This window comes from Mesorhizobium sp. 113-1-2 (genome assembly GCF_016756475.1).
Classification (GTDB): Bacteria; Pseudomonadota; Alphaproteobacteria; order Rhizobiales; family Rhizobiaceae; genus Mesorhizobium; species Mesorhizobium loti_C.
Map to the genome: position 1 here is coordinate 7,003,842 of NZ_AP023242.1, position 12,535 is coordinate 7,016,376.

Consider the following 12,535-nt stretch of genomic DNA (forward strand, 5'->3'; position numbering starts at 1 on the left):
TTCCCTTCCGCGCATGAGTTGTTGTCAGCGCGCGCCGCGCTCGTATGGAACGCCAAGTGCCGCCGGCAGGCTGGCGCGCCGGCCGAACAGCACCAGCATGATCATCACCGCCAGGAACGGCAGCATCTGGATGATGTCGGTCGGTATGTTGATGCCAGCCACCTGCATGGCCGTGGTCAGCGACAGGCACACGCCGAACAGCAAGGCGCCGAACAGCACCCAGACCGGACGGCCGCGCGCCAGCATGGCCAGCACGATGCCGAGGAAGCCGGCGCCGTTGGTGATGAACGGAATGAACAGCCCGGCCCCGACATTGGCGAGATAGGCGCCGCCGAGCCCGGCCAGCGCGCCGGTCGTCAGCACCGCGATCGTCCGGGTCCTGATGACGTCGATACCGGCGACGTCGAGCGCGGCCGGCTTGTCGCCCGCCGCCTGCAAATTGAGGCCGAGCTGCGTGCGCCGATAGAGGTAGCCCATGCCGAACACCAGCGCGACCGCCAGATAGACGATCAAATGATGCTTGAAGAAGGCAGGCCCGATGACAGGGATATCCGACAGCAGCGGAATGACGGTGGCGTCCGCCGCCGGCAGGCGGGGATAGCTGCGCGAGAACTGGAAATGATGAAGCAGCGCCGTCAGCCCTTCGAGGCCGAGCGTCAGCGCGATGCCGATGACGATCTGGTTCAGCCCGATGCGCACGCACAGCAGCGCCATGACCAGCGCCACCGCGACGCCGCCGGCGGCACCGGTAAGGAACCCCAGCCATAGCGACCCGGAATAGAAGGCGCCGACAAAGCCAAGATAGGCGCCGGCCAGCATCATGCCTTCGATGCCGATGTTGAGCACGCCGGCTTTCTCCGACATCTGCTCGCCGAGGCCGGCCAAAAGCAGCGGGATCGCCGCGGTAACGGCGCCGAACAGCAACGCGCTGAGAAAGACTTCGCTGAAGAGCCCGGTCATGCCTCAAGCCCTCCGCGACTGGTTGTATCGATGATCGAAATATTCGGCGAGCGCGAGCACGATCAGCACGATGGAAACCAGCACCAGCGTGAAATGATTGGGCACGCCGAGCCGCCGCGCCGCGCTCTCGCCGCCGATCGACAGCACCGAGAGCAGGAACACGAAGCCGATGGCTGCAAAGCCGTTCATGCGGGCGAGAAACACGGCGGGAATCACGGCAAGCCCGTAGGCGGGATTCCAGTCGGCGCGGACATTGCCTTGCACGCCGATGATATCGACGGCGCCGGCCAGGCCGGCGAGCCCCGCTGAAATGGCGAAGACGGCGACGGTCAGGCCGGGCACGCCCAGCCCCGAATGGACCGCCGCGCGCGGATTGGCGCCGACGATCCGCAACTTCAGGCCGTACGCCGTGCGCGTCATCACCAGATGCACGATGATGATCGCCGCCAACCCAAGCAGCAGGCCGCTGGTGATGGTCGTATCGAACAGGCGCGGCAGCCGGTCCTCGACCGGCAACGTGCGGGTCTGCGGCACCGTCGTGGTGGGGTCGCGAAATGCCAGCTTGACCAGGACATTGGCGAGCGAGGTGCCGAGGAACGTCATCATCAGTGTGGTGATAATCTCGTTGACGCCCTGATAGGCGCGCAGCAAGGCCGGCACCAGCGACCAGATCATGGCCACGACCATGGCGATCAGGAACGAGCAGATGAGCGCCAGCCAAGCCGGTAAGATCTCCACCAACACCGGAGCGCTGGCCGCCGCCGTCACCGCGCCAAGCAGGAACTGGCCGTCGCCGCCGAGATTCCACATGCCGGCGCGAAAGGCCACGATCAGGCCGGCGGCGAGAAACAGCAACGGCGCCATCCGCGTCAGCGTCTGCTGGATGCCGAGCGGCGAGAACAGTCCTTTCTCCAGCACGAAGCCGTAATAGGCGAGTGGGTCGACGCCGACGGCAAGCAGGATGCAGCCGGCTATGACGAGAGCGATGAGGATCGGGCCGAGCGTCATCAGCAACCGATGCAGGATGTCGCGACGCGTCGCCGCCGCGCTCGTTGCGTCGAGTGCGGTGGCACTGGCCGTGGGTGCGGTGTCGATGCTCATGCGGCAAGTCCGATCATCAGGCGGCCGATCCTGGTGCGGGCGTCGTCGGTATTCTCGACGGTGCCGACCAGCGCTCCGTTGGCGATGACGGCGACGCGGTCACACATGCTGAGCAACTCCTCGAGGTCGGTGGAGATCAAGAGCGCGGCAAGGCCGCGGGCCGCCGTATCGCGGATGCGCTGGCGCGACGCCAATGTGTTGGCGAGATCGAGCCCATAGGTCGGCTTGTTGAAGATCACCACCTTGGCACCCTCAGCCAGTTCGCGTGCCAGAAGCACCTTCTGGATGTTGCCGCCTGACAGCCGGGCGACCGGGGTCTTCAGGCTTGGCGTGCGCACATCGTATTCGCGCACGAGTTCAGCGGCGCGCTTGTCGATCTCGCCGCGCTGCTCGACGCCGCCGCGCCAGAAGGGCGCAGCGCCAACCTGCTTGAGGAAGAAGTTGATCGACACCGGGAAAGTGCCGACCGTGCCTTCGCCCAACCGGTCATCGGTCAGGTAGCGAAGGCCTCGCTTGCGGCGTTCGCCGACACTCAGCGCCTCGATGGCGGTGCCCTCCAGCCGCACCGAACCGCTGGTCGCGGCGCGCTGGCCGGCCAGCGCTTCCGCCAGTTGCTTCTGGCCGTTGCCATCGATGCCGGCGATGCCCAGGATTTCGCCCGGGCGGATGTCGAAGGAGATCGACGACAGGCCGGGCGCATTGTCCGTCGGCGCGACCGCCAGATCAGCGACCTGAAGCAGTGGAGCAGCAGCGGTGCGGACTGTGCGGACCGGGCGCTCGACAGCTTCCGGATCGTCCTTCTGCTTGCCGAACATCAATTCCACGATCTCCGAAATGATCGCCTGTTCGCCCAGTGCGCGAAACCGCTCGGGCGGGATCTCGCCGACCTTGCGGCCGAGCTTCAGCACCGAGATGCGGTCGCCGAAGGCCGCCGCCTCCTTGAGCTTGTGGGTGATGAAGACGATCGCCAGGCCCTGCTCGACAAGGCGGCGCATCAGCGCGCCCAGTTCGTCGATGCCTTTCGGCGTCAGCATGGAGGTGGATTCGTCGAGGATCAGCAATCGGCTGTTGCGCACCATCGCGCGCAGGATTTCGACCTGCTGCTGCTCGCCGAGCGAAAGCTCCGATACCTTGGCATGCAGCTTCACCGTGATGCCGAGGCTGCGGGTGATCTCGGCGACGCGCGCCTCAAGCTCCTCGGTCCTGGGGCGTTGCCACCAGGGTCCGCCAAGCAACAGGTTTTCCGCCACCGTCAGCGTCGGCACCAGCATCATGTGCTGGAAGACGGTGCCGATGCCCAGCGCCAGCGCATGGCGCGGCGAGGTGATCGGCGTCGGCTTGCCGTCGACCAGTATGCGCCCTTCGTCCGGCTGCTGCAGCCCCGACAGCATGCCGATCAATGTCGATTTTCCGGCACCGTTCTCGCCCAGCAGAACATGCACCTCGCCAGGGCGGATCGACAGATCGACACTGTCATTGGCGACGATCCCGGGAAACCGTTTGGTCACGCCTTCAAGCGCGACGATGTCGCGCCCGGCAACGGACGATGAAGAAGAACTGCTCATGAAAGCCCAACACCAAAAAATGGTAATCGGCCGGAGAGGTGAACGGTTCACCCCTCCGGCAGCCGACCGTGATCGCCTTACTGGGCGACGCTGGTCATCAATGCCCTGACGGCGGCCGCGTCATAGACCGGATCGACCTTGATCTTGCCGGAAATGACGTCTTCGCGCAGTGCCTGGATTTCCGTCCAGACATAGTCCGGAATGGCAGCGGTTTTCAGCAGCTTCACCGAGTCGTCCTTGAGGCCGATCGTATAGTGCTTGGTGCCGAACGTGTCGGCCTTCAGGTCGGCGATCATCGCCGCGTAGACGGGTTCGATGTTCCACACCACCGACGACAGCAGGAAGCCCTTGTCGATCGGCGACTTGTCACCGATGACGTCGATGAAATAGACCTTGCCGCCATCCGCTGCCTTGGTCGTTTCGACTGCCTGCAGCATGCCGAAGCTCGAACCGTTGCCCTGGCCGAAGATGATGTCGGCGCCCGACGCGATCACGCTTTCGGTGACGCGCTTGCCGCCGGCCGCGTCGCTGTAGGCGGCGGGTCCGATCACCGCATAGGTGATCTTGACGTCCGGGTTCTCCGCCTTCACGCCTTGCGCGAACGCCGCCGACTGCGAATTCCACGACGGGGGTTCGCCCGAGACGACGATGCCGACGGACTTGGAACGCGACATCTTGGCGGCGAGACGGCCGGCGAGATAGGCGCCCTGGTGACCGCTCAGCGTGTAGTCGGCGACGAGACCCTTCTCCAGGCCGTTCGGCGTATCGACGATCGCCACCGGAACCTTCAATTCCTTGGCGATTTCAGGCGCCGAGGTGTTGTAGCCGCTGGCGTGGGCGATCAGCAGGCTGGCGCCGTCCGACGCAAGCTCGCGCAAGGTCGGGCGAACATCGCCGTAGCCGAGGCCCTGGGCCACGACCACTTCGACGCCGGCGGCCTTGCCCGCCGCCTTGGCGGCGTCGATGCCTTGCTGGTTCCAGCCGTAGTCGGTGCCTTCTTCGGGGGTCAGAATGGCGATCGACTTGACTTCGCCGGCAAACGCACCACCCAACAAGACACTGCTCAGTATAACTGCACTTACACTGCTCTTAAGAATCTTTAACATGTTACCCTCTCTGTTTAATTTCCCAATCAATATTCTTATTGTTATTGCGCAAAAGCGAGATAGACTGCCCGATGAAAATCTACCCATGGAGATCGGGCAAAGTGAAGATTCGTTATGTCCTTCCGGTGATGCTGGCGTTCACACCCTTCGCCAACGCGGTCGAGTTGCACCATGTCATCGTCCGCAAGGGCACCGACGGGCTCGCCATGGTGCCGTTGACGATTTCGAATGCGGGCAATGAAGGGCTGTCCTGCAATGCCGACTTCGCCCACTGGTATTCGGCCGGGATCGCGACGGTCGAGCCGGGCAAGAGCGCCCGCATCGAGCTCTGGTTCGACCCAAAGACCGGCACGTTCACGATCCTCAACGACAAGCGCGAGAACCTGCCGGTCGAGCGGCTGTGGTGCGGCCTGTCGGGCCGCGCATATGCCACACGGGTGCAGATCACGCTTGACCGTACCGACGCAGCCAACGGAGCGCGCGCCGTGTCCTGCGGCGTGGAGCAGGACACGCTGGCTTGCCGATAGGCGCTCTCCGATCCGTTGGCCCGCGACATGGCGCGACCTACTCCTTGGCCAGGAATTTGTCGGTGAAGACGTCGTCCGCCGACAGGGCCGCCTTGAGCACGCCCTGATCGGTGAGCGTCTTCAGCGTTTCCTCCCACTGCGTCTTCGTCATCCAGCCGAGGCCGTGTTCCTTGGTGTCCGCGCTGGTGAAGGTCGACGCGATGTCGGCGTTGATCTGCGCCAAAAGCACATCCTTCTTGCCGGCGTAGCCAGGTGCGGCCTTGGCGGTGATCTCGGCTGCCTCTTCGGGATGCGCCAGGACATAGTCGAAGGCCTCCCTGTACGCCTTGACGAAGCGGGCGACGATTTCGGGCTTGTCCTTGATCATTGTCTGCGAGGTGAACAGGCCCGAGCCGTAGGCCTTCCAGCCGTGATCCGAGCCCATCATGATGCTGAGCGAACCGGGACCGCCCGCCTTGGCCTCCAGTTCGGGAACCTCGGCGTCGACATAGCCGACCACCGTCTGGACCCGGCCCAGAAGCAGATAGCTTTCATAGGGCGGCGAGACGCTGTTGAGCGTCATGTCCTTCTCCGTCAGGCCGTTGGCCGCCAGGAAGCCCTTGAAGAAGATGTAGGTTGAGCCGGCCGGATGAATGCCGATGGTCAGGCCCTTGAGATCCGCCGGCTTGGCGAGCTTCAGCGTCTTGGCCAGCGAGATGATCGCCAGCGGCGAGTGCTGGTTGACGGCGGCAAGCGCCACCACCGGGACATTCTGCGACCGCGCAACGGCGAGCGTGGGAAGATCGCCGAAGCCGAAATCCGCGTTCCCATTGCCCACCAGCCGCATGGCATCCGGCGAGCCGGAGCCCTTGCGGATTTCGGCGACGTCGATGTCGTTCTTGGCGAAGAAGCCCTTTTCCTTGCCGACGAAGAACATGGCGTGGTTGCCGCGCACCACCCAGTCGAGCTGGACGTTGACCTTGTCGGCCGCCAGGGCCGCGCCCGAGAAGCCGAGTGTCCCGACACACGCCGCAAGCGCGGCTGCCTTGATGAGTGAGCGTCTGAGCATTTTTGTTCCCTTTTTCGTTGGTTGAGAGCGGACCTAGGACTGGCTGAATTTCGGCGCCCACGGCACCACGATGCGTTCGAGAATTTCGGCCGCGTAGTAGAAGGCGATGCCCAGCACCGAAACGAGGAGCAGGGCCGCGAAGACCAGCGCGGTGTCGAGCTGGGTCGAGGCAAACTGGATGACGTAGCCGAGCCCGTCAGAAGCGCCGGCGAATTCGCCGACGATGGCGCCGATGACGCTGAGCGTCGCGGCGATCTTGGTGCCGGCCATCAGGTTGGGCAGCGAATGCGGAACGCGAATCCTGAACAGGATTTGCGTGCGGCTGGCGCCGACCGAATTCATCAGCGACAGCAGCGAGCGATCGACCGACTGCATGCCCGCCAGCATCGACAAGGTCACCGGGAAGAAGGCGATGACCAGGATCAAGCCGATCTTGGGCGCGAGCCCGTAGCCGAACCAGAGGATGAAGATCGGCGCCAGTGCCACCTTGGGCACGTTCTGGAACAGCACCACCAGCGGATAGAGGGCTCGCCCCAGCCAGTCGAAACGCACGATGACCAGCGCAATGGCAATGCCGACCATGACGGAGACAAGGAATCCGAACAGGATCTCGCCCGCCGTCACCAACGTCGCCTGCATCAGCGTTGCCCATTGCGCGACCAGCGATTGCGCGATCTCGGACGGGGCGGGAATGATGAAGGCGGAGATGGCGAAAATCCGCACCACGGCTTCCCACACCACGATCGTCGCAAGCAGGAGGATGACCGCCGGCAGCCAGCTGCCTGTCGCCGCGGCCCAGTTGGAGGCAGGCCGGGGCTCGGAGAGATTGGTGATGGGTTGATCGCTCATGACGCGCCTCCTGGTTGATGGCTGGCGCGCAGCATCACCCGCAGCTGAACCACCAGCCTGACGAACTCCGGATCTTCCGTCACCGACAGGTCGCGCGGATAGGGCAGACCAATGTCGAGGCTCTCGGTGATCCGCCCCGGCTTGATCCCCATCACGTGGACATGGCGCGACAGGTGGATGGCTTCGTCTATGGAATGGGTGACAAGCACGATGGTCTTGCCGGTGCGCTGCCAGATCTCCAGCAGCGACTGGCCCATCGAATCGCGGGTGATGGCGTCGAGCGCGCCGAACGGCTCGTCCATCAGCAGCACCGCCGGATCGAGCGCCAGGGCCCGCGCGATGGCGACGCGCTGGCGCATGCCGCCTGACAATTCATGGGGGCGCTTGTGGGCGCTGTCGCCCAACCCGACTAGTTCCAGCATCTGCTGGCCGCGCGCCCGCAACTCAGCGCGCGAGAGCGATTTGTCGGCGATGCCGAGCAGCATCGACGCGTTGTCGACGGCATTCTTCCAGGGAAGCAAATTGGCGTCCTGGAAGACGAGGCCGATCATGCGCTTGCGCGCCGCCTCGACGGGCGCAAGCCCGGCGATCGAGACGCTGCCGCTCGTCGGATTGACAAGCCCGGCCAGAACCTTGAGCAACGTGCTCTTGCCGCAGCCGGAAGGACCGATAAGGGAGACGAACGACCCCTTCGGTACCGAAAGATCGATATTCTGCAGAACCAGCTGCTTGGCCATGACCACCGAAACGCCTTTGACGGAGATCAGATCGTCGTCGTGGCGGATATGTGCTGGCCGGCCGCCTGCTACTCGAATGGGTTCCATGCGCATGGCTACTCCCGGCCCTCCAGGATGCGCCGCACCGCGACGAGCTTGCGCGCCCGCTCGCCTTGCAGCGCCTTGGTCTGCTCGGGCGTATAGGAGAACATGCCCTCGCCCGACTTGATGCCGAACTTCGACGCGTTGGTCTTCTCCAGCACCATGGGCGCGACATCGTCGCGATTGGAGAGATCCGCGTTGAGGAAGGAGGAGACGGATTTGTAGATATCTAGCCCCGCCATATCGAGCAGCGCCATCGGCCCGATCACGGCGATCTTGTAGCCGATGCCCCAGGATACGCAGGTGTCGAGATCTTCCGGGTCGATGACGCCGCGCTCGACAAGGTCGACCGCCTCGCGCAGCAACGCATAGAGCACGCGGTTCTCGACGAAGCCCGGAACGTCCTTCTTCACCACCACCGGCAGCAAACCGATCGAGCGGATCAGGTCGCGGATGACAGCCACGGTTTGCGGCGCGGTGTTCTCGCCGGCGATCACCTCGATCATCGGGATGATGTGCGGCGGGTTCGACCAGTGCATGCCCACCATCCGCTCGGGATGCGAGATATGCGCCTGCAACTTGGTGATCGGGATACCCGACGTGTCGGAGGCGACGATCGTGCCCGAGGCGATCAGGCCGTCGATCGCGCGATAGACATCGGCCTTGACCGAAATGTTTTCAGGGACGTTCTCGATGACGAGGTCGGCCCCCGATACCGCATCGCCGATATCATCGGTGAAGCGGACCGCTCCAGCGCCGGTCGACGGCGGCGCGATGCCCAGGGCGTCCAAAACAGTCTCGGCCACGCCCAACATGGATCGCGCACGCTCGATCGCTGCCGGGGCAACATCGTAGGCGACGACCTGCAAGCCGCCTCTGGCGAGCCGGGCGGCCATGCCCGGCCCCATCGTACCCATACCGATGATGGCGATACGTCGGATCATTGCATTGTCCCGCTTTGTTTTGAGCTGGCGATGAGGTCGGCGGCTTTCTCGGCGATCATGATCACCGCCGCATTGATGTTTCCGCAGACCAGGTCGGGCATGACGGAAGCGTCCACCACTCTGAGGCCGTCGACGCCACGAACCCGCAATTCCGGGTCGACGACCGAGGCATCATCGGCGCCCATCCGGCAGGTCCCGGCCGGATGATGCACTGTGATGGAGGTCTTGCGGATATGCTCGTCGATCTCGTCGTCGCTCTGGCACTTCGGACCGGGAAAGAATTCCGCCTCGATGAAGGGCTGCATGGAGGGCTGCGCGGCAAGATCGCGCGCCACCCGGAAGCCGGCCCGCAGCGATTCCCAATCCTTCGGCGAGGCGAGGAAATTCTGGTGGATCAGAGGCGCCGCGGAAGGATCGGCCGACGCCAGTTTCACCGCTCCCCGGCTTTCAGGCTGTGTCGCCACGATGCGCGTTGCGAAGCCGTCCGCAAACGGCGCCTTGAACGGCTTGAAGTATGGCCATGCGGCGAGCGGCGCCGCCGTAAAGAGCAGTTGCACATCCGGCAATGGCCGCGCCGGACCGCTCTTCAGGAAGGCGACGACACCACCAGGCACATCGCTGGAAAAACCGCGTCCCGTGAGATAGGTCTTGACGAAATCGAGCCCGATCCGGTCGGCACGCATGTTGCGCAGGAAAGGGCCGCCCGGAGCCCGGCGCCGGTACATGAGGATGACCGAGACGTGATCCTGCAGGTTCTTGCCGACCGCCGGCAGGTCGACCCGCGTCTGGATCCCGTGCGCGGCAAGCTCGTCCTGCGCCCCGATGCCCGACAGCATCATGAGTTGCGGCGTGTTGATCACACCGCCGGAAAGCAGCACTTCCCTGCGGGCGAGAACCGTGCGTTCGCCGCCGCGATGGTTTATGGTGACGCCGGTGGCGCGCGCACCCTCCAGCACGATCTTCGTCGCGCTCGCTTCCGTCAGGACGGTCAGATTGGGCCGCTTCAGCACCGGCCGCAGATAGGCAGAGGCGGTCGAGGCGCGCCGGCCCTTCGAAATCGTCATCTGGAGGCGGCCGAACCCTTCCTGCCGCTCGCCATTGTAGTCGTTCGTCTGCGCATAGCCGGCGTCCACGCTGGCTTTCGCAAATGCGTCGATCAGCGTGTCCTTGTAGCGGCAGAACTGGGTGCTGACCGGGCCGTTGCCGCCACGATACTGGTTCCCGCCGCCTTCCCAGCTTTCCTGCTTGCGGAAATACGGCAGCACCTTGTCGTACGACCAGTCCCTGAGCCCAGAAGCTGCCCAACGATCGTAATCGCCGCGATTGCCCCGCACATAGGCCATGGCGTTGGTCGACGAGGATCCGCCAATGACCTTTCCGCGCGCGCACTCGACCCGGCGTCCTCCGACATTGTCTTCCGGCTCGCAGAAATACATCCAGTCATGCCGACGCTCGGTCAGGATTTTGCCCCATCCAAGCGGAATGTGGATCATCGGATCGCTGTCCCAGCCGCCGGCCTCCAGCAACAGCACCGAACATCCCGGGTCGGCGCTCAGCCGGTTGGCGAGCACGCAACCGGCCGATCCGGCCCCAACAATGATGTAATCGTAGCTTTCAGCATGCGGCATGGTGCGTTTCATTGCCTTCGTCCGACGCCGTGGCGTCAGGGAACCCATTGCGATCGAGTCTGGAAAACCTGGGCCAGGACCAAGGTCTTTCCCGGTATGTTCAAACGCCGCCGGCCCCTAGGCCAAGCCTGCTTCCCTGAGGCGCTGCGACCAGTGATCCCATCCACGGTCGATCTGGGCGCCGACGAGATTTCCTGCGGCCTTGATTTCGCCCGGCGACAGATACTTGATCGTGCCGATCCGCAGGCCGGCGGTATGCGCTGCCGCCTCCTGCTCAAGATAGAAGGCCCGGAACACCACCTGCCGGACGGAACTGCCGACATTGACGACGCCGTGGCGTGCCATGAGCACGACGGGATAGGTCCCGAGGCTTTCAGCGATGTCCGCACAGACGCTCCGGCTGCCGCCAAAGAGATCGGTATCGTCTCCCTGCTTGTCGCGTATCTCGTAGACCGGGACGGCGTCGCCGAGGAAAGCCCCCATATGGGTCACGGGCCGCAGCGGCTGGTCGGTGAAGCAATAGGGCAGGACAGCCGGCGAATGGCTGTGGAGCACGCACTGGACGTCGGGCCGTGCCTTGTAGATCTCGCTGTGGATATAGCGCTCCAGATAGGATGGCCGGTTGTCCGAGGTCTCGCCGTCGAGGTTGAAACGCTGGATATCCCCAACCGTTATCAGGCTTGGAGCCAGCTTCTGCGCCAGGAAGAAGCTCTCGGGATCCTCGGGGTCACGGGCACTGATGTGCCCGAACGTATCCAGGATGTCTTCGTTCAGAAGTATCTTCGTTGCCGTGACGAGTTCCTCGAAGACCTTCTGGTGCGCGGGGTTGTTGTCTTTCATTTCCAAATTCTCCCATTGCGGCGATGGCGACCATTCTTGTTGTTATCGGTCGCCAGAACCACGGATCTCACTTGTTTTCGTAGATGCCGACGATCCGGTTCTGCTCGATGATGTTGCCGGCATATTTCTGCAGGAACTCCTCCCGGGTGGGCGTGCCTTCGACCTTGGTGTCCAGAGCATAGACCCAGAAGTAGTAGTGATGCTCACCATGGCCCGCGGGCGGCTGAGGGCCGTAATATTGCTTGCCACCGGCGCCGTTGGGGCCGACGCGGAACTTCTCCTGCGCGTCCGAAAGGTCGGTGGTCGATGGATCGATGCCGTAGACCACCCAATGCGTGAAACCGTTGGCGAGCGGCGCGTCCGGATCGTGGCAGATGACCGCCAGTTCCTTCGTCCCTGCCGGGACGCCGCTGACGGTAAGCCTGGGCAATACGTTGCCCTTGTCGCCGGCATGCTCGTCACGCAGTTTCCCGAGCGGCTTGAAATCCGCCGACGTGATCTTGAGGTCCTTGATGTTCAGGGGCATGAATTCGTCCTTCAGCAATTTCGATCGAACTAGACGCCGGCCTTGAGGTCGGCGACGGATTTGCCGCCGACGCGCTGATGCACGCGCGGACCTGATGCGACGGCGACGCAGATCAGAAGTTCGTCCGGGCGCGGCGCATCCGGCACGGAAAAGGTGACGGCGTCGTAGTGGGAACGGATGTAGAGCTCGTCCTTGTGGGCAAGCGGGATATCGATGGTCGTGCCGGCGACAGCGACCTTGCTGACCGACGAGATCCACGCCTTGCCACCGCCCACCTGCTGGCGCAGCGGATCTCCGAAGACCGTGGTGATGCAGGCGACGACATGCTCCTGTTCGCCTGATGTACCCGCGATACCGCCCTTGCCATAGCTTTCGACCGGCCTGTTGCCGAGCAGCGCCACGGCGCGCTCGCCAAGCGCATGACCGATCGCGGCACTCGGATTGGTCAGATCAGACAGTTCGGCGACGAACTTTCCGGCAAAGGGATTGCGTATGACAACGCCGGTCGCGACTTTGACGAGGGTCTCGCCCGGTGTGCCGCCGTCATGCCGGCTTTCCTGGACCGAGGAGTACCATCCCCTGACCTCATAATCTCGTTCGACTTCACTGGAATAATTCATCTT

General features: G+C 63.8%; 13 protein-coding genes. 1 reads left to right on the top strand and 12 read right to left on the bottom strand.

All coding sequences use genetic code 11. The features are described from left to right. Nucleotides 1-24: 24 nt before the first annotated feature. The 4 genes from JN279_RS33810 to JN279_RS33825 all read right to left on the bottom strand — a co-directional run bounded on the left by JN279_RS33810 (nucleotide 25) and on the right by JN279_RS33825 (nucleotide 4,678). On the bottom strand, nucleotides 25-960 hold the full coding sequence (locus JN279_RS33810) for a putative B6 ABC transporter permease subunit 1 (RefSeq protein ID WP_202351369.1): 936 nt from the start codon (nucleotides 958-960) through the stop codon (nucleotides 25-27). A 3-nt stretch (nucleotides 961-963) separates the two neighbouring features. Continuing rightward, a complete protein-coding gene (locus JN279_RS33815; protein ID WP_202351370.1) occupies nucleotides 964-2,061 on the bottom strand; it encodes a putative B6 ABC transporter permease subunit 2 in 1,098 nt (365 codons plus the stop codon). Further along, nucleotides 2,058-3,626, bottom strand: a complete 1,569-nt coding sequence (locus tag JN279_RS33820) for a putative B6 ABC transporter ATP-binding protein (protein WP_202351371.1) — start codon at nucleotides 3,624-3,626, stop codon at nucleotides 2,058-2,060. Before JN279_RS33820 ends, JN279_RS33815 begins: the two co-directional genes overlap by 4 nt. 77 nt (nucleotides 3,627-3,703) lie before the next feature. Continuing rightward, nucleotides 3,704-4,678, bottom strand: coding sequence for a putative B6 ABC transporter substrate-binding protein (locus tag JN279_RS33825; protein ID WP_244734269.1), 975 nt, complete (start codon nucleotides 4,676-4,678; stop codon nucleotides 3,704-3,706). A gap of 155 nt (nucleotides 4,679-4,833) precedes the next feature. Between JN279_RS33825 and JN279_RS33830 the strand changes: the two genes are divergently transcribed. Next, nucleotides 4,834-5,259 (top strand): hypothetical protein, encoded by a 426-nt coding sequence (locus tag JN279_RS33830; protein WP_244734271.1) that lies wholly within the window; start codon nucleotides 4,834-4,836, stop codon nucleotides 5,257-5,259. A 37-nt stretch (nucleotides 5,260-5,296) separates the two neighbouring features. On the opposite strand, the gene JN279_RS33835 is transcribed toward JN279_RS33830, so the two are convergent. The 8 genes from JN279_RS33835 to JN279_RS33870 form a co-directional block, all read right to left on the bottom strand. Continuing rightward, a complete protein-coding gene (locus JN279_RS33835; protein WP_202351374.1) occupies nucleotides 5,297-6,307 on the bottom strand; it encodes an ABC transporter substrate-binding protein in 1,011 nt (336 codons plus the stop codon). Nucleotides 6,308-6,340: 33 nt separating this feature from the next. Beyond that, entirely contained in the window at nucleotides 6,341-7,156 is an 816-nt protein-coding gene (locus JN279_RS33840; RefSeq protein WP_202351375.1) for an ABC transporter permease, read from the bottom strand. Then, complete coding sequence (locus JN279_RS33845) at nucleotides 7,153-7,986, bottom strand: ABC transporter ATP-binding protein (protein WP_202351376.1); 834 nt, start codon at nucleotides 7,984-7,986, stop codon at nucleotides 7,153-7,155. The genes JN279_RS33840 and JN279_RS33845 overlap by 4 nt, the downstream gene beginning before the upstream one ends. A 2-nt stretch (nucleotides 7,987-7,988) precedes the next feature. Beyond that, nucleotides 7,989-8,918, bottom strand: a complete 930-nt coding sequence (fhmpcd1, locus tag JN279_RS33850; RefSeq protein ID WP_202351377.1) for a 5-formyl-3-hydroxy-2-methylpyridine 4-carboxylate 5-dehydrogenase — start codon at nucleotides 8,916-8,918, stop codon at nucleotides 7,989-7,991. Further along, complete coding sequence (locus tag JN279_RS33855) at nucleotides 8,915-10,546, bottom strand: GMC family oxidoreductase (protein ID WP_202353862.1); 1,632 nt, start codon at nucleotides 10,544-10,546, stop codon at nucleotides 8,915-8,917. The genes fhmpcd1 and JN279_RS33855 overlap by 4 nt, the downstream gene beginning before the upstream one ends. Before the next feature lie 117 nt (nucleotides 10,547-10,663). After that, on the bottom strand, nucleotides 10,664-11,386 hold the full coding sequence (locus JN279_RS33860) for a class II aldolase/adducin family protein (protein ID WP_202351378.1): 723 nt from the start codon (nucleotides 11,384-11,386) through the stop codon (nucleotides 10,664-10,666). A gap of 67 nt (nucleotides 11,387-11,453) precedes the next feature. Further along, entirely contained in the window at nucleotides 11,454-11,912 is a 459-nt protein-coding gene (locus JN279_RS33865; RefSeq protein WP_096458675.1) for a YbhB/YbcL family Raf kinase inhibitor-like protein, read from the bottom strand. A gap of 29 nt (nucleotides 11,913-11,941) precedes the next feature. Continuing rightward, nucleotides 11,942-12,532, bottom strand: coding sequence for an amino acid synthesis family protein (locus tag JN279_RS33870; RefSeq protein ID WP_096454326.1), 591 nt, complete (start codon nucleotides 12,530-12,532; stop codon nucleotides 11,942-11,944). Nucleotides 12,533-12,535: the final 3 nt, after the last annotated feature.